Genomic DNA, 25,399 nt, shown 5'->3' with positions numbered 1-25,399 from the left:
GGGGCTTTCGGTTCTAAAGGGTTTTTTGGTTCACGCGCTGGGACAGCGCTTCGGCACTTTCCTTGCGCTCGCTGTAGCGGTCGACCAGGTAGGCCGACGCGTCGCGGGTCAGCAAGGTGAACTTGAGCAGTTCTTCCACCACGTCCACCACCCGGTCATAGTAGGCCGAGGGTTTCATGCGCCCGGCCTCGTCAAATTCCAGAAACGCCTTGGCCACCGACGACTGGTTGGGGATGGTCAGCATGCGCATCCAGCGGCCCAGCACACGCAGCTGGTTCACCGCGTTAAACGACTGCGAGCCGCCACTAACCTGCATCACCGCCAGCGTTTTGCCCTGGGTGGGCCGCACCGCGCCCTGGGTGAGCGGAATCCAGTCGATCTGGGTTTTCATGGTGCCGGTCATCGCGCCGTGGCGTTCGGGCGATGTCCAGACCATGCCCTCGCTCCACAGCACCAGCTCGCGCAGCTCCTGCACCTTGGGGTGGGTGTCGGGCGCGCCGTCGGCCAACGGCAGGCCGTGCGGGTCGAAGGTGCGGGTTTCCGCGCCCATGGCCGTCAGCAGCCGGGCGGCCTCTTCGCTCAGCAGGCGGCTGAACGAGCGCTCGCGCAGCGAGCCGTACAGCAGCAGGATGCGCGGCGGGTGGGTGCTGGGCGGCGCGCTGTGCAGGGCGGCCTGGGTGGGCACCTGGAACAGCGCGGGGGCGATATTAGGTAACACATTAGGGGACAAGGCGTTCCCCCTGGGCGTTGACGACCTGTTCGCCGTCTTCCTTGGCAAACGCGCCCAATTGCGGCGCGGGCAGGATGTCGAGCACCGCCTCGGACGGGCGGCACAGCTTGCTGCCCAGCGCCGTAGTGACGATGGGCCGCTCCAGCAGGATGGGGTGGGCCAGGATGGCGTCAAGCAGCGTGTCGTCGCTGAGCTCGGGGTTAGCCAAACCCAGTTCTTCGTAGGGCGTGCCCTTTTTGCGCAGCACGGCACGCACCGGCAGGCCCAGCTGGGCGAGCAAGGCCAGCAACTGGGCGCGGCTGGGCGGGGTTTTCAGGTATTCGACGATGGTGGGCTCTATGCCCGCATTGCGGATCAGCGCCAGCACGTTGCGAGAGGTGCCGCAGGCCGGGTTGTGGAAGATGGTGGTGGTCATGGTTTTTCTTTCGTTTCAAACAGGGTGGCCAGGCCCAGGCCGATGAGCGCGCCTGCGCACTGCGCCAGCACAAAGCCGGGCGCGCTAACTGGGGCGATGCCCGCAAAACTGTCGCTTAAGCTTCGGCCCAGCACGGCGGCGGGGTTGGCGAAACTGGTGCTGGCCATACACCAGTAGGCCGCGCCGATGTAGCTGGCCACCAGCAGGCTGGCCTTGCCCGCCGGGGCGCGCAGGATGGTGAAAATCAGCCCGGCGGTAGCCACCGCCTCGGCGATCCACTGGCCGCTGCCGGTGCGCAGCTTGGCGCTGGTTTGCAGAAGGGGCAGGTCGAACATGGCGTGCGCCAGCCAGGCCCCCAGCACCGCACCCAGCAGTTGAAACACTATAAAAAGCAGAGCTGCTTGCGCCCTATCCATGGGCGCTAGCTGCTTTTTTGACCACATAACCAAGGTCACCAGCGGGTTGAAGTGCGCGCCGCTCACCGGCCCCAGGGTTTCGATCAGCACATACAGCGCCCACACCGTCACCAGCGTGTTGGCCAGCAGCGCCACCGCCACATTGCCGCCCGCCAGCCGCTCGGCCATGATGCCGGAGCCAATCACTGCGCACAGCAGCGCCGCCGTGCCCAGGCACTCGGCCAGCAGTTGCTGGGGCAGGCTGTGGGGGTGGACAGCGCGGCTCACGATGTGGACAGCGAGCGCACGGCGGTCTGCAGCATCAGCTTGTCTATGCTGGCGGCGGGCAAGTTGACCAGCAGCTCCAGGCGGCGGCGGATAGCGTGCAGGGTTTGGCGGAAGGCTTCCAGTCGCTGGGCATCGGTGCCCGGCACTTCGGACGGGTCGGGGTAGCCCCAATGCGCGGTGGCGGGCTGGCCGGGCCAGTAGGGGCAGGCTTCACCGGCGGCGTTGTCGCACACGGTGATGACCAGGTCCATATGCGGCGCGTTCAAGCCGCCAAACTGGTCCCAGTTCTTGCTGTGCAGGCCCTCGGTGCTGACCCCGGCGGTTTGCAGCACCTGCAAAGCCAGGGGGTTGGGCTGCTGGTTCTCACGCGGGCTGCTGCCTGCGGAATAGGCCTTGAACCGACCCCGCGCAATGTGGTTCAGCATGGCTTCGGCCAGGATGCTGCGGGCCGAGTTGTGGGTGCACAGGAACAGGACGTTGATGGCTTGGGTTTCCATGGGAATCTCCAGTGGTGAAAGGAAAATGCTATTAAATAAAGAGCTTGTTGCGCTTATGGATAGGGCGCTAGAGCCCTATTTCTTATAAATTTCGACCTAGCAGTCCACACAGCCCGCATCGGTCACCGCACAGGCCGCGCCCTGGCAGCAGTGCTCGGTCAGGTAGGCCAGTAGCGCATTCATCTGGTCGAACTGGGCGCGGTACACCAGGTTGCGGCCACGTGGCTCGCTGGCTACCATGCCCGCGTGGGTGAGCTCCTTGAGGTGGAACGACAGTGCGCTGGGGGCCACGCCGAGTTGCTCGGCCATGGCACCGGGGGTCAGGCCTTCGGCCCCGGCCACCACCAGGGCGCGAAAGGCGCGCAGGCGCTGGGCCTGGGCCAGGGCTGCCAGGGCGCGGACGGCAGCGGTTTCATCGAGCGGAATCGTTTTCATATTTCAAGTTTAATTGAATTATTGAAATAAAAACCCAGCATCCCAGCCTGTCATTCAAGTTTCACGGCGTTGTCATATCGGGCAAGGATGATCACGGGGTTACCCCCATTCCTCCTACACCCCCCCCCACGCATATGAACTCCCCTTTCAACGAAGAAGACTCCAACCGCTCGGCCAACCCGCACTTTGATGCCGTACTAGACACACGTTTGAGCCGCCGCAACCTGCTGGTCAGCGGTGCAGGCACGGCAGCCACCACGCTGCTGGGCGCAGCAGCTATCACTGGCTGCGCCACCGACAGCGCGATGCAGTCCGCCAGCAATGAGCGCCTGCTGGCCTTCAACGCCGTGCCCAAGAGCCTGGCCGATGCGGTAAGCGTGCCTGCGGGCTACAAGGTGGAAATCATTTACGCCCTGGGCGACCCGATCCTGGGCGGTGCCACACCCTTCAAAAACGACGGCAGCGATGCCGACATGGACAAGCGCGCGGGCGACCACCACGACGGCATGGAATGGTTTGGTCTGGATGCCAACGGCAAACCATCGCTCAGCTCGACGAACCGCGGCCTGTTGGCCATGAACCACGAAGCCACCACGGACGAAAAGCTGTCGTCCTTCTTTATCCACGCCAACGGCGGCAAATCCGCCCTGCCCCGCCCTGCGGCCGAGGTGGACAAAGAGCTGGCCATCCACGGCCTGTCGGTGGTGGAAGTCAGCACCGCCGGCGGTGCCTGGAAGTACCAGCCCGGCTCGGCCTTGAACCGCCGCGTCACCAGCATGACCGAAGCCGTGCTGCGCGGCCCGGCCATGGGTACGGCCCACATGGTCACCAAGTACAGCGCCGACGGCACCCGCTGCCGTGGCACGCTGAACAACTGCGGCACCGGCAAAACGCCTTGGGGCACCTTTGTGTCGGGCGAAGAAAACTGGTTTGGCTACTTCACCCGCGATGCCAAAGACGACGACAAGCGCGGCAAAAAAGACCCGTCGGTAGCCGGTCTGGTGCGCTATGGCCGCCCCGCCGGTGCCGCCAGCCGCCACGGCTGGGAAACCGGTGGCACCGCCGACCAGTACGTGCGCTGGAACAACAGCGCCATCGCGGCCAACGCCCAGGGCGACTACCGCAACGAGATGAACACCTTCGGCTTTGTGGTCGAAATGGATGCCTACACCCAGCAACCCCTGCGCAAACGCACTGGCCTGGGCCGCTTTGCCCACGAGAGCGTGAGCTTCTCCAAGCCGGTGGTCGGCCAGCCCGTGGTGGCCTACATGGGCGACGATGCACGCGGCGAATACATGTACAAGTTTGTCTCGGCTGCCAAGTGGGATGCCGCCGATGCCAACCCCGCCGACCGCCTGGCCGTGGGCGACAAGTACATGGACCAGGGCACACTGTTTGCCGCCAAGTTCAAGGCCGACGGCACCGGTGAGTGGCTGGAGTTGTCGATGAACAACCCCTTCATCGCCGCCTACCCCGACTTCGAGTTCAAGACCGCTGCCGACATCGCCGTGTTCACCCGCCTGGCCGCCGACGCTGCCGGTGCCACCAAGATGGACCGCCCCGAGTGGGGTGGCATCAACCCGCGCACCGGCGAGTTCTACATGAGCCTGACCAACAACTCCAACCGCACCGTGGATGGCGAAGTGTCTACCGATGCCGCCAACCCGCGCAGCTACAGCGACATGAAGGACGGCAAGGAGAGCAAAGGCAACGTCAACGGCCACATCATCCGTGCCGCCCAGGCCACGCCCACCGCCACCGCGTTTACCTGGGACGTGTACCTGTTTGCCGCCGAAGCCGATGCCGACAAGAGCCTGGTCAACCTGTCCGGCCTGACCGACGACAACGACATGTCCGCCCCCGACGGCCTGGCCTTCAGCGAGGCCACCGGCCTGTGCTGGATCCAGACCGACGACGGTGCCTATACCGACAAGACCAACTGCATGCTGCTGGCCGGTATGCCAGGCCGCGTGGGCGACGGTGGCAAGAAGACGCTGAGCTTCCCGCGTGCCGACGGCAGCGTGAAAAAGGTGGACACCTACGTGGGCAAAGCCCCTACCCCGGCTACGCTGAAGCGTTTTCTGGTGGGCCCCAAGGACTGCGAAATCACCGGCCTGTGCGAAACCCCCGATGGCCGCGCGTTGTTCATCAACATCCAGCACCCCGGCGAAGGCACCAAGATGGCCGACGTGAACACCCCCGCCAAGTACACCAGCCAGTGGCCCGCCAACGCAGGATACGGCGCAGGCCAGCGCCCCCGCTCGGCCACCATCGTGATCACCAAGATCGACGGTGGGCGTATCGGAACGTAATTCACAGCCTGCCTCGCCAAAAGCCCGCTGGCATTCAACCAGCGGGCTTTTTTGATGGCCAACAACGCTACTTTTTGTATAGCTCTCTGTGCTTAAGGAATGGGCGGTAGAGGCCGATTTGGCATGAAAGTACGATGCGGTGGGTGACCACCACGGACATCCCTGGCCGGGTCTCGCCCCGGCGGGCGACTAACTTCTTTTGCTTCGCCAAAAGAAGTCAGCAAGAAAAGGCGAGCCGAAGTCGTCGCCCGGCTGCGCCGGTACGCTGCGTTGCTCGGTCTGGGCGGGGTCTGGCTAAACTCGCTGCGCTCAAACAACGCCAGCCCTGATCCGCCCAGCCCTGCGCTACTCGCCGACGCCACACGGCGTGGACACGGGAGCGGACACCCAGCCCGGCCTTGCCGGGCTCGCGCCCTAGGCGCGATGTAGCGCAAAGCGCCACCGATCCCCGGGGTCCCCATCTGTATGCGCCGAGGAGCACAGCTTTGGGCGGAAAAGGGCTGGCGTCTGTTTGAGCCGCAGGCGAGTTTAGCCAGACCCCGCCCAAAGCGAGCACCGCAGGTTCCCCGTAGCGCCAGCGCAGGGGCGCAGACAGTTGGGGCGCCTTTCTTTTGGTGACTTTTCTTTTGCGCAAAAGAAAAGTCACTGCGCCGCCGGGCGCAACTCCCGGCCAGGGATGCCGATTGACGCCATCCGACCGTAAGGACTGAGCCCCCCATCCCAACCTTCCCCCGGCGGGGGAAGGAGCCATACCCATCCAGCCGCAAATTACGCCATCTGCAAAAACGCCACCGGGTCGCGCGCAATGCGCAGGCCCTGCTCGCGGGCGTGGGCCAGGGCGGAGTCTTCCGACACAAACGGGTTGTCGAAGCTGAAGGTGCGCTGGCTGGGGATGGGCATGCCGTAGTGCTGCGCAATGCCCACGCGGGCCAGCCAGGTGCCGTCCACCAGCGGCTTGGCAAACAGCGAGACGACACAGTCGCCGACGTGGAATTCTTTCAGGTCTGTCATGGCGGGCTCCTTGGATTAGGTGCCCGCCATGCTGCGCGCCTTGTGTGACGCTATGAAGACAAGCGCTTCAGGGCACAGGCGTGAGCTTGGCCACGCTCAAAGCCAGCCACTTCACGCCGTGGCGCGGGAAGTTGATTTGGGCGCGGGCATCGTCGCCGCTGCCTTCCAGCAGATTGACCTTGCCCTCGCCAAACTTGGTGTGGAACACCTGCATGCCCACCCGCAGGCCGTGGCTGGGAGCGGTTTTTTGCGGTGGCACGGGGGGGCTGGCGAAAGGCGCATTCTCTTTATTAAAAGTGCCCCCAGCGCTGTATCCATAAGCGTGAGAAGCTCCTGATTTAGGAGCAAATCCGTAACCCGAGGGTTTGGAGGTGATCCACTTCAGCGCCGATTCAGGCAACTCGTCAAAGAAGCGGCTGCGCGGGTTGTAGCGGGTCTGGCCGTGCAGCAGGCGGCTTTGCGAGAAGCTGAGGTACAGGCGCTGGCGGGCGCGGGTGATGGCCACATACATCAGGCGGCGCTCTTCTTCCAGGCCCTGGCGGTCGCTGAGCGAGTTTTCGTGCGGGAACAGGCCTTCTTCCATGCCGCCGACAAAGACGGCGTCAAATTCCAGACCCTTGGCGGAGTGCACGGTCATGAGCTGCACCGCGTCTTGCCCGGCCTTGGCCTGGTTGTCGCCCGCTTCCAGGGCGGCGTGGGTCAGGAAGGCGGCCAGGGGCGACAGGGTTTCGCCGCTGTCCTGGTCGATGAAGCCGTCGGCGGCGGGCAAGCTGGCATCCAGGCCCTGGCTGGCGGGGGACTGGCTGAGCTCGTCCAGCGGCAGGGCCACGGCATCGCGGCCAAAGCCCTGCTGCGAAACAAAGCTTTCTGCCGCGTTGACCAGCTCCTCCAAATTTTCCACCCGGTCTTCGCCCTCGCGGTCGGCCTTGAAGTGGGCCAGCAGCCCGCTGTGGTCCAGCACCAGGTCGATGATTTCACGCAAAGACAGGCCTGCAGTCTGCTCACGCAGCACGTCCAGCTTGGCCACGAAGGCACCGAAGTTGGCCCCCGCCTTGCCGGGGATGATGCTGACCGCGTCATGCAGCGAGCAGCCGCTGCTACGGGCGGCATCTTGCAAAATTTCCAGGCTGCGCGCACCGATGCCGCGCGGAGGAAAGTTGACCACGCGCAGAAAGCTGGTGTCGTCGTTGGCGTTCTCCAGCAGGCGCAGATAGGCCAGCGCGTGCTTGATTTCGGCCCGCTCGAAGAAGCGCAGGCCGCCAAACACGCGGTAGGGAATGGCGGCGTTGAACAGCGCGGTTTCGATCACCCGGCTTTGGGCGTTGCTGCGGTAGAGCACGGCGATTTCCTGGCGCGGCATGCCGTCGCGGACCAGTTGCTTGACCTCATCCACGATCCACTGGGCTTCGTCCAGGTCGCGCGGGTTCTCCACCACCCGCACCGGCTCGCCAGGGCCCTGGGTGGTGCGCAGGTCTTTGCCCAGGCGGTTGCTGTTGTGGCTGATGAGCTGGTTGGCCGAGTCCAGGATGTTGCTGAAGCTGCGGTAGTTTTGCTCCAGCTTGATCTGCTGGGTCACGCCAAATTCGCGTACAAAGTCGGCCATGTTGCCCACCCGCGCACCCCGGAAGGCGTAGATGCTCTGGTCGTCGTCGCCCACCGCCAGCACGCTGCCGCCGGGCAGGGCCGTACCGCTGGCCAAATCTTTGGGGCCGTGGCCGCTGAGCATCTTGATCCAGGCGTACTGCAGCTTGTTGGTGTCCTGGAACTCGTCGATCAGGATGTGGCGGAAGCGGCGCTGGTAGTGCTCGCGGATGGCATCCTGGTCGCGCAGCAACTCGTAACTGCGCAGCATCAGCTCGCCAAAATCGACCACGCCTTCGCGCTGGCACTGCTCTTCATAGAGCGCGTAGATCTCGATTTTCTTGCGAGTTTGCGGGTCGTGGCTTTCCACATCGCCGGGGCGCAGGCCTTCTTCCTTGCAGTTGCCGATGAACCATTGGGTTTGTTTGGCAGGGTACTGCTGGTCGTCTATATTGAATTGCTTCATCAAACGTTTGATGGCGCTGAGCTGGTCCTGGGTGTCCAGGATCTGGAAGCTCTGCGGCAGGTTGGCCAGCTTGTAATGCGCGCGCAGCAGGCGGTTGCACAGGCCGTGGAAGGTGCCGATCCACATGCCGCGCACGTTGATGGGCAGCATGGTGCCCAGGCGCAGCACCATTTCCTTGGCGGCCTTGTTGGTGAAGGTGACCGCCAGGATGCCGCCGGGGGTGACGCGCCCGGTTTGCAGCAGCCAGGCGATGCGGGTGGTGAGCACCCGGGTCTTGCCGGAACCCGCCCCGGCCAGAATCAGCGCATGGCCGGTGGGCAGGGTGACCGCCGCCAACTGCTCAGGGTTAAGGTTGTGCAGGAGCGGCGCGTTGTCGGCGGGCAAGTTAGTATTTACAGAGAACATCTTCCGATTGTAGGAACCCCATGAAACCATCCCTCGCCCTTGCAGCCGCCGCCCTGCTGCTGGCGCTGCACCAGGTGGCCCTGGCCCAGGCATCCTGCTCCAGCGAAGGGCAACCGGCACCCACGGCTTTGCTGGAGCGCTTCATCAGCGCCGACTGCGAGGCCTGCTGGAGCGATGCGCACGCCGCCCTGCCCCGCCTCGGCGCGGTAGCCCTGGACTGGATCCTGCCCGGTGCGCAGGGCGACGACGCACCTTTGTCGGCTGCGGCCCGCCAGGACGGCCTGGACCGGCTGCAAGCCCTGGGGCTGGCCGCAGACCCCGCCGCCCCCCTGCCACCGCCTTTGGCACTGCGTGTGGCCCGTGGTCCGGCGCTGGGCGGCTACATTGGCACCTCCATCGCCTTGCAAACGGAGCCCACCACGGCCCACGGCCCGCTCACGGCCTGGCTGGTACTGGTGGAAACCATTCCGGCCGGGGTCGATGGCACGGCGGTGGAACGCAATCTGGTGCGCAACAGCCTGGTACTGGACTGGAGCGCACCCGGTGCACACGCAGAAATCCGCCCCCTGGGCGTTCCCGAAGGCGCGCAAGCCGCCCGCCTGCGGGTCATAGGCTGGGTAGAGGATGCCAGTGCACGGGTGGTGGCGGTAGCGCAGTCGGTGTGCGCGGACGCAGACGAATAACACGGAATGTGTTAGTTTGTATACCGCAGGAGGGTACAAGCCATGTTTTCAGTCTATGGGGTCACGGGGCGTGTGTTCACCGGAACGGTGGAGCAACTGCGCCATATCGACAAGGTGAATGCCGTGGCGCGCCTGCACCCCATCGAAGCCAACGACCTGGTGCTGGAGCCCGAGCTGTCCGTGACACCGTTCGAGGCCGAAACACCCCACCCCAAAGCCTTGCTGCCCGCCACGGCGGTGGCCGCCTACGCCCAGGTGAGCGAGCACTACACGCCGCGCCAACCGCTGGACCGGGTCAGCCTGCTGATGACCCAGCCCGCCATGACCGTGCGCACCGATACGCCGCTGGCCATGGCCGCCGCCCTGCTGGCCCGCCACCGCGTCGGCCAGATGCCGGTGGTGGACGCACAAGGCCAGTTGGTCGGGCTGCTACTGCGGGCCGACATCTACCCCACGCTGGAGACCCCCAACGCAACCGATTGGGCGGATCGCATGGCCCTGCCCGTGGCCAGTGTGATGTGGACCCCGGTGACCAGCGTGACGGCAGATACCGACATTCGCCGCGTTGCCCAGGTGCTGCTGGACACCCATCTGCCCGGCCTGCCGGTGGTGGACGACAACGGCACGCTCACGGGTTTTGTCTCGCGCACCGACATCCTGCGGGCCGTGGCCAACGATCCGCCGCTGGACGTGTGGGGATAGCCCACACAGCAAAAAGCCCGCGTTAGCGGGCTTTTTGCTGTTTGTCCAGAAACACCGCAGAACTGGCTTTGCCAGGCTGCTGGTGTTGCCCCCTGCAAGGGGGGTGGCGCTGCGACACAAAGTGCGCAAGCCTGGGGGTGTTCACGCAATATGGGCGGCGCGCAGTTTCATGGAGAAGTCTTGCAAGGCCTTGATACCGCTGCTTTCGGCGCGGTGGCACCAGGCTTGCAGGTCCATGGTGAGCTGTTCACGTGACTGCGAGGTGTTGAGCCACATCTGGCGCAGCTCTTCGCGCATCACCACCATCTTGTCGAGCACGGGGTGGGCGGCACGGGCCTGGTCCAGGTGCGGCTTGGCGGACGCGGGTACTTTTTCGGCATCGCGGTGCATCCAGCGCCGGGCGGCTTGCAGAGCCGACACATCGCCCTTGCGGGCCTTGATGGCTTCCAGCTCGGCCGTGCAGGCCTGGCGCATTTCGCGGGCAAAACCGGCCATGACTTCGTAGCGGTTGGTGATCAGCGCTTCCAGCGTCTTCTCGTCGGCTACGGGCTTGACGGCACCCAGTTGCAGCTTGGGCGGGGTCTTTTTGACCTTGGCCAGACCGACTTTTTCCAGCGCACAGATGTACATCCAGCCAATATCGAACTCGTAAGGCTTAACCGAGAACTTAGCCGACGTGGGATAGGTATGGTGGTTGTTGTGCAACTCTTCACCACCAATGATGATGCCCCAGGGCGAAATGTTGGTGCTGGCATCGGGCGCTTCAAAGTTGCGGTAGCCAAAGTAGTGGCCAATGCCGTTGATGACACCAGCAGCCCAGAAAGGCGTCCACACCATCTGGATAGCCCAAACCGTCAAACCGGCGACACCAAACAGGGCCAGGTTCAAGATCAGCATCAGGCCCACGCCTTGCCAGCTGAAACGGCTGTACAGGTTGCGCTCGATCCAGTCGGTGGGGCAGCCGTGGCTGAACTTGGCGATGGTTTCCAGGTTCTTGGATTCCTTGCGGTACAGCTCGGCACCGGTCCAAAACACGGTTTTGATGCCGTGGGCCACGGGGCTGTGCGGATCGTCCTTGGTTTCGCACTTGGCGTGGTGCTTGCGGTGGATGGATACCCATTCCTTGGTGACTTGGCCGGTGGCCAGCCAGAGCCAGAAACGGAAGAAGTGGGCTGGCAGCGCGTGCAGGTCCATCGCCCGGTGCGCCTGGTGGCGGTGCAGGTAAATGGTGATGCTGGCAATGGTGATGTGGGTGGTGGCCAGCGTGTACAACACGATCTGCCACCAGGACAGGTTCAACAGTCCGTTCGCAAGCCAGTCAACAGCTGCGTTCAACACAGCCCAATCGGGTAACAACATAAGGTAAGAGCCTTGGTCTTTAATATGGGCGAGCGATCAGGAGTGTGCTGGCCAGCCTTCTATTGTATGCAGGAGCCCCAAAAACTCCTAGGGCTCCGTCTCTAGCCGCATACAGTTTGGGCCTTATTTCTTCTGCCAGACCGCCGCAAAGAAGCCATCTGTGCCGTGCCGGTGCGGCCACAGGCGCAAAAATTCGCCGCCGCTGACCGGGCCGCTACACAGGCTGGCCGCGTTCTCCACCTTCAGATGGGTCAGGATGTCGGCGGTTTCAAGGGGGGTGAAGTCAGGATTCGCTGCCGAGAACGCCAACGCGATTTCTTCGTTCTCTGCGGGCAAGATGCTGCAGGTGGCGTACACCAGGCGGCCACCGGGTTTCAGCAGGCGTGCAGCGCTTTGCAAAATCGCGGTTTGCTTGACCACCAGCTCTTCCACCGCCTTGGGGGTTTGCCGCCATTTCATGTCGGGGTTGCGGCGCAGGGTGCCCAGGCCGGAGCACGGGGCATCGACCAGCACCCGGTCGATCTTGCCGGTCAGGCGTTTGATGCGGTCGTCGCGCTCGTGGGCGATGGCTGCGGGGTGCACATTGGACAAACCGCTGCGCGCCAGCCGGGGCTTGAGCGCGTCCAGGCGGTGGCCCGAGGTGTCAAACGCATACAGGCGACCGGTGCTGCGCATGCCCGCACCGATGGCCAGGGTCTTGCCACCGGCACCGGCGCAGAAGTCCACCACCATTTCGCCACGCTTGGCATCCAGCAGCAGGGCCAGCAGTTGCGAGCCTTCGTCTTGCACCTCGATGGCACCACGGGTGAAGGCATCGAGCTTGGTCAACGCAGGCTTGTCGGCCAGGCGCAAGCCGTAGGGCGAATACGGGGTGGCGACGGATTTGATGCCGACCTTGGCCAGCTCTTTTTGCACGTCGTCGCGCTTGGCGGTCATGGCGTTGACGCGCAAATCCAGGCCTGCGCCGTGGACCAGGCTTTCCACCAGCGGCCAGAATTCGTCTTTGAGCTGCTCTTTCAGCGGCTGCACCAGCCACTCGGGCAGGTTGTGGCGGTGGCGGTCCAGCAGGTCTTCGGTTTTGACCTTGTCGCAGTTTTCCAGCCAGGTTTTTTCCTGGTCGGTCAGTGCGCCATACAGAAAGTCGCGTGGGCCGTGAAAGCCCAGAATGGCCAGACGGCGCTGCTTGGAGCCGCTGCCTGAAGGAGCCAGGTGGTCAAACAGCAGTTTTTTGCGCAAAACCGTGTAGACGGTTTCGGCCAGGGTGGCGCGCTCGCGTGGGCCCAGCGACCGGTTGTCGCGGAAAAACCGCGAAACCACCGAGTCGGCAGGGTGTTCAAATTGGAGGGCTTGGCGTACGAGTTCAGAACACTCGTCGAGGAAATCTTTAGGATGCATAACCCCGATTGTCCCACGCCGCTTTTTTACCCCCGATATTTCCATGTCCGAACCCACCCTGCCCCCGCTCATCACCACCCCGCCAGGCCGTTACCGCCACTACAAAGGCATGCTGTACGACGTGGTCGGCACGGTGCGGCACAGCGAAACCCTGGAGCCCCTGACCCTGTACCGCGCCCTTTATGGCGAACACGGGCTGTGGGTGCGCCCGGCGGCCATGTTTGAAGAAGAGGTGGTGATCGATGGCGTACGCCAGCCGCGCTTTACGCTGATCGCGGCAGCCGCAGCGTAGCCACGAGCCCGCCCGCGTCGCCATTGCGCAACTGCAAGCTGCCCCGGTGTTTGCGGGCGATGTCATGGCTAATGGACAGGCCCAGACCCACCCCGCCGTGGTGGCGGTTGCGCGAGGCTTCGACCCGGTAAAACGGGGCCAGCACCTGCTCCAGCTCGGATTCCGGCAGGCCGAGGCCGGGATCCATGATTTCAACCAGCAGGCAATCGACCCCGTCCGTGAGCTGAATATGCGCCGCGCCGCCGTAGCGGATGGCGTTGTCTACCAGGTTGCCAATGCAGCGCCGCAGGGCCGAGGCCTGGGCCCGCAGCGGGGCGGCGCTGCCGGTGATGCGCACCGTGTGCCCGCAGGCGAGTTGGTCGTCGGCCATGCTGTGCACCAGCGACTCCAGATCCAGCCGCACAAAGGGCTCTTCATCGGCTGCGCCACGCAGATAGTCCAGCGTGGCGGTGATCATCGCGTCCATCTCGACCACATCGTTCTGAAAGGCGCGCTTTTGCGCCGGGTCGGCCAGGCCTTCGGCGCGCAGCCGCAGCCGCGTCAACGGGGTGCGCAGATCGTGCGACACCGCGGCCACAAAGCGGTCGCGGTCACGCAGTTGCTGGCGGATCTGCGCCTGCATCTGGTTGAACACCTGGCTGGCCTCGCGGCACTCCAGCGGGCCGTCTTCGGCCAGCGGCGGGTGGTCGATGTCCTGGCCCAGGGCCTTGGCGGCGCGGGCCAGGCGGCGGATGGGTTCGGACAGCCAGCGGGCCCCAATCCAGGCCGCCAGCACCAGGGCGCTCAGGCGCACGCCGATGTCCATCCACAGGCCGGGCATGGACCAGACCGACATGTCTGGCGGTGGGGGCGGATGGTGCGGCGGGCCACCCGGCTCCATGGGAGGGCCAAGTTGGAACATCATGGTCAACGCCAGCACATGGCTGGCCAGCACCGCCACGCACAGCAGCAAGGCCAGGCGGCCAAACAGGGTGGCGGGCAGCAGGCGCGTCAGTGCGGCCACGCGGGCTGGCCCTGCACCGACTGGGCGGTGAACATATAGCCCGAGCCGCGCACGGTCTTGATCATCGACGGCGCGTCACCCGGCTGGGTGGCGTCGCTCAGCTTGATGCGCAGCCTCGACACCAGCAGGTCGATGCTGCGCTCGAACGCGTCCATGGCGCGGCCCCGGGCCTGCTCCATCAACTGGTCGCGGCTCAACAGGCGGCGCGGCGCGGCCAGAAAGCTCGACAGCAGGCGAAATTCGGCGTTGGACAGCGGCACCACCAGGCCCGAGGGGGCAGTCAGCCGCCGCTCGTGGCGGTGCAAGGCCCAGCCGTCGAAATACACCACATCGCTGCCCACCTCCTGCAGGATGCGGTCGTGCACCGACGCGGCCCGGCGCAGCACAGTGTGGATGCGGGCCACCAGCTCGCGCGGCTCGAAGGGCTTGCCCATGTAGTCGTCGGCCCCCATCTCCAGGCCCAGCACCCTGTCAAAGTGGCTGGTGCGGGCGGTCAGCATAATGATGGGAATGGCCGAGCGCTGGCGCAGCTCCCGCGCCAGGCTGAGCCCATCCATGCCGGGCAGCATCACGTCCAGCACCACCAGGTCGATGGGCAAGGCGGCCAGCTGCCGGTGCATGCTGGGGCCGTCGCTGGCCGTGTGGGCACAAAACGCAAAGCCCGACAGGTAGTCGCGCAGCAGCGAGGTGATGCCTTCGTCGTCGTCCACGACCAGAATTTGCCGACAGGGGTTCATAAGGTACTCATTTCGCCAAAAAGTGTAGGCAGGCCCCAGGCCCCCTAAGCGCAGAACTGGCGGCTCTTTACCCGTCTTTTCCAAGGCTCAAACCGGCTTTTGTACCAAGCCCGATACAAACCGGACAAGCCTGCTTTACCCAGCGACACAAGAATCAGGCGAACGACTTCAAAGAGCAAAGGACTCCCATGGCCTCCATCAGCAGCATCAGTAACAGCGGCAACGCCTGGGCCGCGCAGGCCGCCGAGCGCAAGGCCAAGCTGTTCGCCAAGACCGACACCGACGGCAGCGGTGGCGTGGACAGCACCGAGCTGCAAACCCTGATGGACAAGGTGTCCGAGCGCACCGGTGTCACCAACACCCGCACCGCCGCCGACCTGGTGACCGAGCTCGACACCGACAGCAATGGCAGCCTGGATGCCGATGAGCTGAAAAGCGGCATCGCCAGCATCGTGCCCCTGCCCAGCACCGTGGAGTTTTCGCAAACGCGCGGCGCGGGCGGCCCGCCCCTCGGTGGCCCACCGCCTGCCAGCGACAGCACAACGTTCGACCCGCTGGACACCAACCAGGACGGCATCGTCTCGGCCGCCGAGGCCGCCGCCGGGGCCGCCAGTGGCACGACCAGTACCACGGACACGCTGCAAGCCCTGCTCCAAGCCATCGATACCGACCAGGACGGCAGGCTCAGCCACACCGAAGCCGATGCCTTTGCCAAGCAGGTGGGCACGGCAGTCGAGACTTTGCAAAAGTCTTCCTCTACCAGCACCGACCGCATCGATATCAACCAGTTGGCCCAGCAGGTGCTCAAGCAGTACACCGAGATGGCGGCTGGGCTGGCCAAGTCCACCGGCACCACGCTCAGCGTTTCGGCATGAAATAAGGCCTCTGCGCTTATCGAATAAGCACGAGCAGCTACATTTTCTGTAGTAAATCCGCAATCACGCGTGGATACAGCAGGTGCTCCTGGGTCAGCACCCGCGCCGCCAGCACCTGCGCGGTGTCACCCGGCAGTACCGGCACCACGGCCTGGCCCAGGATGGGGCCGTGGTCCAGCTCGGCGGTCACCTGGTGCACGGTGGCCCCGGCGAAGCAGCAGCCTGCGTCCAGCGCCCGCTGGTAGGTGTTCAACCCCGTAAAAGCCGGTAAGAGCGAGGGGTGGATGTTGACCATGCGCCCCGCGTAGCGCTCCACAAAGCCAGGGGTCAGGATGCGCATGAAGCCCGCCAGCACCACCAGCGCGGGCGCATAGCGGTCAATCACCTGCGCCAGTTGGGCATCGAAAGCCGCGCGCGGATCGGGCGCACCGGCAAAGGCCTTGTGCTCCACCACTTCGGTCGCCAGGCCCTGTGCACGGGCCAGCTCCAGCCCCCCGGCAGCCGCCTTGTTGCTCACCACCGCCACCACTTTGGCACCCAAACGCCCGGCCCAGTCGTCGCGAAGAGAGGTGCGCACGATGGCCGCCATGTTGGAGCCGCCGCCAGAGATCAAAATAACAATGTTCTTCATATTGACCGGAATTATCCCAGTGCCCACCACCCCCCTCCTCCTGACCCCCACCGAAGCCCGCGTTCTGGCCACTTTGATGGAAAAAGCCCGCACCGTTCCCGACAGCTACCCCATGTCCATGGTGGCGCTGCTCAGCGGCTGCAACCAGAAGACCAGCCGCGAACCCACCATGAACCTGACCGAGGCCGAAATCGCCGAGGCCCTGGGCAATTTGAAAGACCTGACCCTGGTGCGCGAATCCAGCGGCAGCCGGGTCACCCGCTTTGAACACAATTTCCAGCGCGGCGTGGGCGTGCCCGAGCAGTCCGCGGTGGTGCTGGGCTTGCTGATGCTGCGCGGCCCGCAAACCGCGGGCGAGCTGCGGCTGAACACCGAGCGCTGGTACAAATTTGCCGACATCTCCTCGGTGGAAGGCTTTTTGGACGAAATGCTGGAGCGCAGCGAAGAAAAAGGCGGCCCGCTGGTGGTCAAGCTGCCGCGCAGCGCGGGCGAGCGCGAGCAGCGCTGGGCGCACCTGCTGTGCGGCCCGGTGGATGCCAACGCCATGGGCACCAAAGCAGCCCCCGAGGGCGGCAACAGCACCCGGCTGGAGGCGCGGATTGAAACTTTGGAAGAAGAAATGGCCCAGTTACGGGCAACGGTGCAGAAGCTGTGCTCCGAGCTGGGATTGTGATGCGGAATGTACCGTTACAAATCCATCGAACGGTGTAACACCGACATCTTCAAAACGTCGAATTTCTTTACATTTCTGCATTCCGCAAGACTGATTCAGTCTATATAAGCACACATGCTGTTGATTTCATTGGTTTTTTTATTATTTTACAAACTGGCTCACATTTTGCTAATTATTGTATACGGCAATTTTGTCGTATACAAAATAAGCAGATTACATGCAAATAAAATCTATAACACTTGCTCTCGCAGCCGCCATGGCACTGGGCCTTGGTGCATCCGCCCAGGCGACCGTGTACACCAGCGCCAACGTGCCCGTAACCATTTGCGATTTGTGCGATGTGTCGTCCACATTGACGGTTAACAGCCATACCAGCATCACGGACCTGAACGTCTTGCTGAACAATCTGACGCACACTTGGGATGGCGACATGCGAATCAGCCTCATCGCCCCCAACGCGACGGCAGTCGTCTTATCTGAAAACCGTGGTAGCAATGGCGACAACTTCATCAACACGGTATTTGATGACGAAGCCAGCCTTGCCATCCGCTTTAGCGCGGCCCCCTTCACCGGCTCATATACCGCAGATGGGCTACTGTCCATATTTGACGGCATGGACGCATTCGGCACCTGGACCTTGCGCGTGCAAGACCTGGCAGGCGGAGATGTTGGCAGCATCAATAGCTGGGGCTTGGATATCAATGGCACCACCCAAAACGTGCCCGAACCAAGCTCCGTGGCATTGCTGGGCTTGGGCCTGGCCGGCTTAGCCGCTGCCCGCCGCCGCAAGTCGGTTTAAACCGATCCCACCCATAAAAAAAGCAGCTTGGGCTGCTTTTTTTATGGGCAAACCACTACCGCGCTAAATTAACAGCCGCGACGACTTGGGCACGTGGGCGATCAGAAAATCCATCTGGTCGGCCAGGATGCGGCGGTTGCGCAGAATAAAGTCTTCCCACAGGCTGGGCACGTAGGGCGTGTACAGCAGCGGCATGTGGGCCTGCTCGGGCGTGCGGTTGCTCTTGCGGTGGTTGCAGGCACGGCACGCGGTGACCACGTTCATCCAGGTGTCGGCACCCTTCTGGCCCAGCGGCTTGATGTGTTCGCGGGTCAGATCATCCTCATGGAAATGGTTGCCGCAGTAAGCGCAGACATTGCGGTCGCGCACAAACAGCTTGGTGTTGGTCAGGCTGGGGCGCAGGTCGAACGGGTTGATATTGGGCACGCCGCGCGTGCCGATGATGCTGTTGACGGTGATGATGGACTGCTCGCCCGTGATGGCGTTGTGCCCGCCATGGAACACCGCCACCTGCGCGCCCATCTCCCAGCGCACCTCTTCGGCAGCGTAGTGGACAACGGCCTGCTCCAGCGATATCCACGACTGGGGCAGCCCTTGGGCTGAGAGCTTCAAGACCTTCAAAACACGCCTCCTGGATCAGTTGAACGACCGCTTACCGGAAATGCTATTTGCCTACTAAGTCACAATATACCTTGTTCCATGCGTTATTACGTGACAGCGCTTATTCGACGGGCGCAATCCGCTATCAAAAAGATACCACTCCATGCAGGTTTTCCGTGGCTTCCAACACCCTGGCATTGCGCCCCACTGTGCGCTCACCATCGGCAACTTTGACGGTGTGCACCGTGGCCACCAGGCCATGCTGGCGTTGCTGATCAACGAAGCCCGCCACCGCGGCGTGCCCAGCTCGGTGATGACCTTCGAGCCGCACCCGCGCGACTACTTTGCCCAGGCCCACGGCCAGCCCAACCTGGCCCCGGCCCGCATCGCCACCCTGCGCGACAAACTCACCGAACTGCAGCGCTGCGGCGTGGACCAGACCGTGGTGCTGCCCTTCGATGCCCCGTTTGCCGCCCAATCGCCCCAGGCCTTCATCGACGACGTGCTGGTGCGCGGCATGGGCGTGCGCTATGTGCTGGTGGGCGATGACTTCTGCTTTGGCGCCAAGCGCGCGGGCGACTACGCCATGCTGGATGCCGCGGGCGAGACCCGGGGCTTTGATGTGGCCCGCATGAACAGCTACGAGGTGCACGGCACCCGCGTGTCCAGCTCTGCCGTGCGTACCGCCCTGCAGGAAGGCCGCATGGAGGACGTGGCCCGCCTGCTGGGCCGCCCGTTCAGCATCAGCGGCCACGTGGTGCACGGGCGCAAGCTGGGGCGGCAACTGGGTGAATCGGCCCCGGGCCGCCAGGACGGCTTTCGCACCCTGAATTTGCGCTTTGCCCACTGGAAGCCTGCCGCCAGCGGCATCTTTGCCGTCAAGGTGCACGGCCTGGGTGAAACCGCCCTGGTGGGCGTGGCCAACCTGGGCATCCGCCCCTCGCTGGACCCGAACGACATCAACGGCGGCCGCGTGCTGCTGGAAACCCATTGCCTGGACTGGCCCGCCAGCCTGGATGCCGAGGGGGCCTACGGTAAAATCATCCGCGTGGAACTGCTGCACAAACTGCATGACGAATTGAAATACGACAGTCTGGATGCCCTGCAAATCGGCATCGCCAAAGACTGCGACGACGCACGCGCGTACTTCGCCAGCCAACACTTCGACCCCAGCCGCCAGACAACGCGCGACCGAATTTAGACGATCTCTGGGCCCCTGCGGCCATTAGATCCTGCAGCCTGCGCCTGTCGGCTGCCTCTCCAACGTGTTCCCAAGAAATCCCATGACCGAATCAACCGCCACCGATTACCGCAGCACCCTGAACCTGCCCGACACCCCCTTCCCCATGCGCGGCGACCTGCCCAAGCGCGAGCCGGGCTGGGTCAAGGAATGGGAAGACCAGGGTTTGTACAAGCGCCTGCGCGATGCCCGCCTGGGCGCGCCCAAGTTTGTGCTGCACGATGGCCCGCCCTACGCCAACGGCAACATCCACATCGGCCACGCCGTCAACAAGATCCTGAAGGACATGATCGTCAAGGCGCGCCAGCTCAAGGGCATGGACGCGACCTACGTGCCCGGCTGGGACTGCCACGGCCTGCCCATCGAAAACGCCATCGAAAAGCTGCATGGCCGCAACCTGAGCCGCGACGAGGTGCAGGCCAAGAGCCGCGCCTTCGCCGCCGAGCAGATTGCAGGGCAGATGAGCGACTTCAAGCGCCTGGGCGTGCTGGGCGAGTGGGACAACCCCTACCGCACCATGGACTACGCCAACGAGGCCAACGAAATCCGCGCCTTGAAACGCATCATGGAACGCGGCTTTGTGTACCGGGGCCTCAAGCCCGTGTACTGGTGCTTCGACTGCGGCAGCTCGCTGGCCGAATTCGAGATCGAATACGCCGACAAGAAGTCGCAAACGCTGGACGTGGCCTTTGAATGCGCCGAGCCCGAAAAGCTGGCCGCCGCCTTTGGCCTGGACAGCCTGGCAGGCCCGGCTTTCGCCGTGATCTGGACCACTACCGCCTGGACCATCCCCGCCAACCAGGCCCTGAACCTGAACCCGGCCCTCACCTACGCCCTGGTGCAAACCGAGCGCGGTATCCTGCTGCTGGCCGAGGACCTGGTCGAAAAAGCCACGGCCCGCTTCGGCCTGACCGGCACCGTGCTGGCCACCGCCCTGGGCGAAAATCTGGCCCTCATCAATTTCAAACACCCGCTGTATGACGTGGACCCTGGCTACCAGCGCCTGAGCCCCATCTTCCTGGCTGACTACGCCACGGCCGACGACGGCACCGGTATCGTCCACTCCTCGCCCGCCTACGGCGTAGAGGATTTCAACTCCTGCGTGGCCAATGGCATCAAGACGGACGACATCCTCAACCCCGTGCAAGGCAATGGCCGCTACGTGGACGACTTGCCGCTGTTTGGCGGGCTGAACATCTGGAAAGCCGCGCCGCTGGTCATCGAGAAGCTGCGCGAACACAACCGCCTGTTTGCCACCGAGACCATCACCCACAGCTACCCGCACTGCTGGCGGCACAAAACCCCGGTGATCTACCGGGCCGCCGCCCAGTGGTTCATCCGCATGGACGAGGGCGAGGGCGTATTCACCGTGGACAAAGCCCCGCAAACCCTGCGCAAGCTGGCCCTGGCCGCCATCGAGGAAACCAGCTTCTACCCGGAAAACGGCAAAACCCGGCTGCGCGACATGATCGCGGGCCGGCCCGACTGGTGCATCAGCCGCCAGCGCAACTGGGGCGTGCCCCTGCCCTTCTTTATCCACACCGCCACGGGCGAGCTGCACCCGCGCACCATGGAAATCATGGACCAAGCTGCGGCCATGGTGCAGACCGGCGGCGTGGAGGCCTGGAGCAAGGCCACGGCCGAGTCCATCATCGGCACCGATGCTGCCGAATACAGCAAGGTCAACGACATCCTGGACGTGTGGTTCGACTCCGGCACCACCCACGAGCACGTGCTGCGCGCCAGCCACAAAGAGCAATCGCAGTGGCCCGCCGACCTGTACCTGGAAGGCCACGACCAGCACCGCGGCTGGTTCCACAGCTCGCTGCTCACCTCCTGCGCCATGTACGACCACGCGCCGTACAAAGGCCTGCTGACCCACGGCTTCACGGTGGACGGCAAAGGCCGCAAGATGAGCAAGAGCGAAGGCAATGTGGTGGCCCCGCAAGAAGTCAGCGACAAGATGGGCGCGGAAATCATCCGCCTGTGGTGCGCGTCTACCGACTACTCGGGCGACCTGGCCATCGACGCGAAGATTTTGGCCCGCGTGGTGGACACCTACCGCCGGGTGCGCAACACGCTGAAGTTCCTGATGGCCAACGTCAGCGACTTCAACCCCGCCACCGACGCTGTGCCGTTTGACCAGTTGCTGGAAATCGACCGCTACGCCCTGGGCCGCGCCGCCCAGTTGCAGGCCGACATCCTGGCGCACTACGAGGTGTACGAATTCCACCCCGTGGTGGCCAAGCTGCAGGTGTATTGCAGCGAAGACCTGGGCGCGTTTTACCTGGACGTGCTCAAAGACCGGCTCTATACCACCGCGCCGAAGTCGCTGGCCCGCCGCAGTGCCCAAACCGCGCTCTGGCAGATCACCCACGCCATGCTGCGTTGGATGGCACCGTTCCTCAGCTTCACGGCCGAAGAAGCCTGGAAGATCTTTGGCAGCAGCGACTCCATCTTTTTGGAGACCTACGCCGAGCTGCCCGCGCCCGATGCCGACCTGCTGGCCAAGTGGAGCCGCATCCGCGAGATCCGCGACGCGGTCAACAAGGACATCGAAGTGCTGCGCGCCGACGGCAAGGTGGGTGCATCGCTGCAGGCGAATGTGGACCTGGCCGTGCCTGCCGACGACTTTGCGCTGCTCTCCAGCCTGGGTGCGGACCTGAAGTTTGTGTTCATCACATCCGCTATTACTTTGGTAGCTGCTCCCGCCCTATCCATAAGCGCCAAGGCCAGTTCGGACACCAAATGCGAACGCTGCTGGCACTACACGCCCGATGTGGGCGTGGACGCGGCCCACCCCACCCTGTGTGGCCGCTGCAGCAGCAATTTGTATGGAGCCGGTGAAACCCGGACGTTTGCGTAATGGCGACCAAAAGCAAATCCACCTTTGGCAAGTCCAACGCCAGCCTGGTCCCCTGGCTGGGCCTGGCGCTGATCATTTTGATCGCCGACCAATTCACCAAAGTGCTGATCATGGGCTACTACCAGCTCGGCGACAGCACCTATGTCACCAGCTTCTTCAACATCGTGCGGGCCCACAACACCGGCGCGGCGTTCTCGTTTCTGGCGGGTGCGGGCGGCTGGCAGCGCTGGTTCTTTACCGGCATCGGGGTAGTGGCGGCGGTGTTCATCATTTACATGCTGCGCGCACACGCCGGGCAAAAGCTGTTCTCGTTTGCCATGGCCAGCATTCTGGGTGGCGCGATCGGCAACGTGGTGGACCGGATGCTGCACGGCTACGTGGTGGACTTTCTGGACTTCCACTGGCGCGGCATGCACTTTGCCGCCTTTAACGTGGCCGACGCGGCCATCACCATCGGCGCGATCAGCCTGATTCTGGACGAGCTGCTGCGGGTCAAGCGCGGCAAGTAGACCAAGGGTATCGGAGGGGTGCCTTTAGTCACTTCCCTCCCGCACGGTGCCGGCCTAAGATGCCTGCACCATGGAAGCCGCCACCGCATCCAACCGCCCCACCGGCATGCTGGTGGTGGACGACCATGGCCTGGTGCGGCTGGGCTTGCGCAGCCTGATCCAGTCGTTTGCCGCCGCCGGGGGCCGCAGCGTGGCGGTGTTCGAGGCCGCCAGCCTGGCCGAGGCTCTGGCGCTGTATGCGGCGCAGCAGGCGCTGATCGGCCTGGTGCTGATGGACCTGCACCTACCCGACGCGCATGGCCTGTCGGGTCTGCGCAGCTTTAGGGAGCGCTTCCCTACCGCGCGGGTGGTGGTGGTGTCGGGCGACAGCGATCCGGCGCTGCAGCGCGAGGCGCTGGCCCAGGGTGCCAGTGCCTACCTGACCAAATCCGGCGACTTGCACCACGTGGTGCAGTACCTGCGCAGCCTGGAGCACGCCAACGACACCCGCGCGCCCTCCAGCTTGCCCGGCACGGCCACCCGCGTGGTCTGCAAAGCGGGCGGCGAACCACTGCAGTTGAGCGTGCGCCAGGCCCAGATACTCGACTGGGTGCTGGCCGGCCTGTCCAACCAGCAAATCGCAGAGCAGGCGCGCCTGGGCGAGGGCACGGTGAAAAACCACGTCTCGGCCCTGTTGCTGCTGTTTGAGGTGCGCTCCCGGGCCCAGCTGATCAGCCAGTTGCGATGACCCCGGCCCAGCCCGCCCCGGACATCGCCCAGCGCGTGCTGCGCGAACAGGTGGCCCTGCTGTACGCCAACACCGGAATGGCCTTTTCGACCGACATCGTGCTGGCCTGGGCCACCGGGGCCGTTTTTTACTGGCAACTGCGCAACCCACTGGTGTGGGCCTGGCTGGGGCTGCACTTGCTGCAAAACCTGCGCTATCCGCTGCTGTGGGCCTACCACCGCGACCCGCAGGCGCGCCAACGCAGCGCTTTCTGGGCCCGGCGGCAGTGCCTGGGGCTGCTGCTCTACGGCAGCGTATGGGGCCTGGCACCCTGGCTGCTGCTGCCCGCCGACAACCTGCCCATGACGGTCTTGCTGATGCTGCTGATGATGGGCTTGACGAACTCCTGCATCGCCGCCGTGGCCCCGCTGTGGGCCAGCATGCCCTGTTTGCTGCTGCCCATGGCGCTGGGCCTGGTGTCGGCACTGGCCTGGCGGGGCACGGCCATCTACAGCTTTCTGGCGGGCTGCACCTGCATGTACCTGCTGACCTGCCTGTACTTTGCGCGCCAACAGCACCTGCTGCTCACCCGCGCCTTGCTGGCCCGCTTTGAAAAAGAAGCCCTGGCCGAGCAACTGGCACGGCAGATCGAGGTGGGCGAACGCCTGAGCGCCGAGAAATCCCGCTTCCTGGCGGCCGCCAGCCACGACCTGCGCCAGCCGCTGCACGCCATTGCCCTGTTTGGCGCAGTGCTGGAAAAAGAACTGCAGGGCCAGCCCGGCCAGCCCCACGCCCAGCGGCTGATGCATGCCGTCACCCTGCTGGGCAGCTCGCTGGACGGCATGCTCGACATCTCACGCCTGGATGCCGGGGTGGTGGCACCGGTGCTGCAAGACACCCCGCTGACCCCCCTGCTGCAGGCCCTGCAGCCGCAGGTGGCCGCATTGGCCGACGACAAGGGGCTGCAGTTGCGGCTGCGCGCCAGCCCGCTGTGGGTGCACACCGACCCCGCCCTGCTGCAGCGCCTGCTGGGCAACCTGCTGGACAACGCCCTCAAATACACCCACCAGGGCGGGGTACTGCTGCGCGCCCGCAGCCAGGGTGCGCAGGTGTGGATCGAGGTGATCGACACCGGCATCGGCATCGCGCCCGCGCAGCAGGAACACATCTTTGAAGAGTTCTACCAGGTCAACAATCCGGGCCGCGACCGCAGCCAGGGCCTGGGGCTGGGCCTGTCCATCGTGCGCCGCCTGTCTGCGCTGCTGCAGCACCCGGTGCACCTGCATTCGCGCCCAGGCCATGGCAGCCGCTTTCGGGTGGTGCTGCCCCAGGTGCAGCCCCCCAGGTTTGCGCCCACGCCTCGCAAGCTGCCCATCGCGCGGGCCTTGCCGCAGCAGGTGCTGCTGGTGGACGACGAGGCCGACATCGGCGAAGCCATGGCCGCGCTGCTGGCCAGCCACGGCGTGGCGCTGCGGGTGGCGCGCAATGAAGCCCAGGCGCAGGCCGCGCTGGCGCTGCAGCCGGTACAGGTGCTGGTATGCGATTACCGCCTGGCCGATGGGGTGGATGGGCTGGCCGTAGGGCTGCGCCTGCGCCAGCGCTTCGACGCCCAACTCCCACTGCTGATGGTGACCGGCGAAACCGCCCCCGACCGGCTCCAGCGCGTGGCCGACTCGGGCCTGCCAGTGCTGTTCAAACCGGTATCCGCCGAGGTGCTTTTACAAAATTTGGCCGACCTCGCCTATCCCCAAAACAGAGGATGAAACAGGCCCCCGGGCATGACTTTTGGCACTG

At 64.4% G+C, this 25,399-nt stretch carries 25 protein-coding genes; 12 read left to right on the top strand and 13 right to left on the bottom strand.

The window, feature by feature from the left end:
• Window positions 1-13: 13 nt before the first annotated feature.
• From arsH to AC097O_RS08225, 5 genes are all read right to left on the bottom strand, one after another.
• Window positions 14-730, bottom strand: coding sequence for an arsenical resistance protein ArsH (gene arsH, locus AC097O_RS08245; RefSeq protein WP_479592327.1), 717 nt, complete (start codon window positions 728-730; stop codon window positions 14-16).
• Window positions 720-1,145, bottom strand: a complete 426-nt coding sequence (gene arsC, locus AC097O_RS08240) for an arsenate reductase (glutaredoxin) (RefSeq protein ID WP_479592326.1) — start codon at window positions 1,143-1,145, stop codon at window positions 720-722. Before arsC ends, arsH begins: the two co-directional genes overlap by 11 nt.
• Window positions 1,142-1,828 (bottom strand): aquaporin, encoded by a 687-nt coding sequence (locus tag AC097O_RS08235; RefSeq protein ID WP_479592325.1) that lies wholly within the window; start codon window positions 1,826-1,828, stop codon window positions 1,142-1,144. The genes arsC and AC097O_RS08235 overlap by 4 nt, the downstream gene beginning before the upstream one ends.
• Complete coding sequence (locus AC097O_RS08230; RefSeq protein ID WP_479592324.1) at window positions 1,825-2,325, bottom strand: arsenate reductase ArsC; 501 nt, start codon at window positions 2,323-2,325, stop codon at window positions 1,825-1,827. The genes AC097O_RS08235 and AC097O_RS08230 overlap by 4 nt, the downstream gene beginning before the upstream one ends.
• A gap of 96 nt (window positions 2,326-2,421) precedes the next feature.
• The gene (locus tag AC097O_RS08225; protein WP_479592323.1) at window positions 2,422-2,760 is read right to left on the bottom strand and encodes an ArsR/SmtB family transcription factor; all 339 of its coding nucleotides are present in this window, start codon (window positions 2,758-2,760) and stop codon (window positions 2,422-2,424) included.
• A 134-nt stretch (window positions 2,761-2,894) separates the two neighbouring features.
• Here AC097O_RS08225 and AC097O_RS08220 point away from each other — a divergent pair, with 134 nt between their 5' ends.
• Complete coding sequence (locus AC097O_RS08220) at window positions 2,895-5,072, top strand: PhoX family protein (RefSeq protein WP_479592322.1); 2,178 nt, start codon at window positions 2,895-2,897, stop codon at window positions 5,070-5,072.
• 768 nt (window positions 5,073-5,840) lie between these two features.
• On the opposite strand, the gene AC097O_RS08215 is transcribed toward AC097O_RS08220, so the two are convergent.
• Together AC097O_RS08215 and AC097O_RS08210 are read right to left on the bottom strand one after the other, a co-directional pair.
• Window positions 5,841-6,083, bottom strand: coding sequence for a hypothetical protein (locus AC097O_RS08215; protein ID WP_479592321.1), 243 nt, complete (start codon window positions 6,081-6,083; stop codon window positions 5,841-5,843).
• A gap of 67 nt (window positions 6,084-6,150) precedes the next feature.
• Entirely contained in the window at window positions 6,151-8,535 is a 2,385-nt protein-coding gene (locus AC097O_RS08210) for a UvrD-helicase domain-containing protein (protein WP_479592320.1), read from the bottom strand.
• A gap of 20 nt (window positions 8,536-8,555) precedes the next feature.
• Here AC097O_RS08210 and AC097O_RS08205 point away from each other — a divergent pair, with 20 nt between their 5' ends.
• Together AC097O_RS08205 and AC097O_RS08200 are read left to right on the top strand one after the other, a co-directional pair.
• The gene (locus AC097O_RS08205) at window positions 8,556-9,218 is read left to right on the top strand and encodes a hypothetical protein (protein WP_479592319.1); all 663 of its coding nucleotides are present in this window, start codon (window positions 8,556-8,558) and stop codon (window positions 9,216-9,218) included.
• A 42-nt stretch (window positions 9,219-9,260) separates the two neighbouring features.
• Window positions 9,261-9,920: a CBS domain-containing protein gene (locus AC097O_RS08200; protein WP_479592318.1), complete on the top strand. Its 660-nt coding sequence runs from the start codon at window positions 9,261-9,263 to the stop codon at window positions 9,918-9,920.
• A gap of 141 nt (window positions 9,921-10,061) precedes the next feature.
• Here the strand turns inward: AC097O_RS08200 and AC097O_RS08195 are convergent, their stop codons facing one another.
• Both AC097O_RS08195 and AC097O_RS08190 read right to left on the bottom strand, forming a co-directional pair.
• Window positions 10,062-11,279, bottom strand: a complete 1,218-nt coding sequence (locus AC097O_RS08195) for a DesA family fatty acid desaturase (protein WP_479592317.1) — start codon at window positions 11,277-11,279, stop codon at window positions 10,062-10,064.
• Window positions 11,280-11,402: 123 nt separating this feature from the next.
• A complete protein-coding gene (locus AC097O_RS08190; protein ID WP_479592316.1) occupies window positions 11,403-12,674 on the bottom strand; it encodes an RsmB/NOP family class I SAM-dependent RNA methyltransferase in 1,272 nt (423 codons plus the stop codon).
• A 43-nt stretch (window positions 12,675-12,717) separates the two neighbouring features.
• Here AC097O_RS08190 and AC097O_RS08185 point away from each other — a divergent pair, with 43 nt between their 5' ends.
• Entirely contained in the window at window positions 12,718-12,966 is a 249-nt protein-coding gene (locus tag AC097O_RS08185) for a DUF1653 domain-containing protein (RefSeq protein ID WP_479592315.1), read from the top strand.
• Here AC097O_RS08185 and AC097O_RS08180 read toward each other — a convergent pair.
• Entirely contained in the window at window positions 12,938-13,969 is a 1,032-nt protein-coding gene (locus AC097O_RS08180; protein ID WP_479592314.1) for an ATP-binding protein, read from the bottom strand. The two genes, AC097O_RS08185 and AC097O_RS08180, sit on opposite strands and share 29 nt — an antisense overlap.
• Window positions 13,957-14,706: a response regulator gene (locus AC097O_RS08175; protein WP_479592313.1), complete on the bottom strand. Its 750-nt coding sequence runs from the start codon at window positions 14,704-14,706 to the stop codon at window positions 13,957-13,959. The genes AC097O_RS08180 and AC097O_RS08175 overlap by 13 nt, the downstream gene beginning before the upstream one ends.
• 188 nt (window positions 14,707-14,894) lie before the next feature.
• Here AC097O_RS08175 and AC097O_RS08170 point away from each other — a divergent pair, with 188 nt between their 5' ends.
• A complete protein-coding gene (locus AC097O_RS08170; RefSeq protein WP_479592312.1) occupies window positions 14,895-15,581 on the top strand; it encodes an EF-hand domain-containing protein in 687 nt (228 codons plus the stop codon).
• Window positions 15,582-15,618: 37 nt separating this feature from the next.
• Here the strand turns inward: AC097O_RS08170 and purN are convergent, their stop codons facing one another.
• On the bottom strand, window positions 15,619-16,212 hold the full coding sequence (gene purN / locus AC097O_RS08165) for a phosphoribosylglycinamide formyltransferase (protein ID WP_479592311.1): 594 nt from the start codon (window positions 16,210-16,212) through the stop codon (window positions 15,619-15,621).
• A 13-nt stretch (window positions 16,213-16,225) separates the two neighbouring features.
• On the opposite strand from purN, the gene AC097O_RS08160 reads away from it, so the two are divergent.
• Together AC097O_RS08160 and AC097O_RS08155 are read left to right on the top strand one after the other, a co-directional pair.
• On the top strand, window positions 16,226-16,885 hold the full coding sequence (locus AC097O_RS08160; protein ID WP_479592400.1) for a YceH family protein: 660 nt from the start codon (window positions 16,226-16,228) through the stop codon (window positions 16,883-16,885).
• 256 nt (window positions 16,886-17,141) lie between these two features.
• A complete protein-coding gene (locus AC097O_RS08155; RefSeq protein WP_479592310.1) occupies window positions 17,142-17,684 on the top strand; it encodes a proprotein convertase P-domain-containing protein in 543 nt (180 codons plus the stop codon).
• A 63-nt stretch (window positions 17,685-17,747) separates the two neighbouring features.
• Here AC097O_RS08155 and AC097O_RS08150 read toward each other — a convergent pair whose 3' ends face one another.
• Window positions 17,748-18,305 carry an HNH endonuclease gene (locus tag AC097O_RS08150; RefSeq protein ID WP_315186046.1) on the bottom strand — a complete coding sequence of 186 codons (558 nt, stop codon included), beginning with the start codon at window positions 18,303-18,305 and terminating at the stop codon, window positions 17,748-17,750.
• A 142-nt stretch (window positions 18,306-18,447) separates the two neighbouring features.
• Between AC097O_RS08150 and AC097O_RS08145 the strand changes: the two genes are divergently transcribed.
• The 5 genes from AC097O_RS08145 (at window position 18,448) to AC097O_RS08125 (ending at window position 25,368) form a co-directional block, all read left to right on the top strand.
• Window positions 18,448-19,485 (top strand): bifunctional riboflavin kinase/FAD synthetase, encoded by a 1,038-nt coding sequence (locus tag AC097O_RS08145; RefSeq protein WP_479592309.1) that lies wholly within the window; start codon window positions 18,448-18,450, stop codon window positions 19,483-19,485.
• Between the two features lie 82 nt (window positions 19,486-19,567).
• The gene (gene ileS / locus AC097O_RS08140; RefSeq protein ID WP_479592308.1) at window positions 19,568-22,390 is read left to right on the top strand and encodes an isoleucine--tRNA ligase; all 2,823 of its coding nucleotides are present in this window, start codon (window positions 19,568-19,570) and stop codon (window positions 22,388-22,390) included.
• Entirely contained in the window at window positions 22,390-22,899 is a 510-nt protein-coding gene (gene lspA, locus AC097O_RS08135) for a signal peptidase II (RefSeq protein WP_479592307.1), read from the top strand. Before ileS ends, lspA begins: the two co-directional genes overlap by 1 nt.
• 70 nt (window positions 22,900-22,969) lie before the next feature.
• On the top strand, window positions 22,970-23,626 hold the full coding sequence (locus tag AC097O_RS08130) for a response regulator transcription factor (protein ID WP_479589091.1): 657 nt from the start codon (window positions 22,970-22,972) through the stop codon (window positions 23,624-23,626).
• Window positions 23,623-25,368: a hybrid sensor histidine kinase/response regulator gene (locus tag AC097O_RS08125; RefSeq protein ID WP_479592306.1), complete on the top strand. Its 1,746-nt coding sequence runs from the start codon at window positions 23,623-23,625 to the stop codon at window positions 25,366-25,368. The genes AC097O_RS08130 and AC097O_RS08125 overlap by 4 nt, the downstream gene beginning before the upstream one ends.
• Window positions 25,369-25,399 lie beyond the last annotated feature (31 nt).

It is taken from the genome of Rhodoferax sp. LS1P39 (assembly GCF_056521425.1).
Note: the sequence above shows the minus strand (reverse complement) of the source record. Positions and strands in the feature narration are given on the sequence as shown.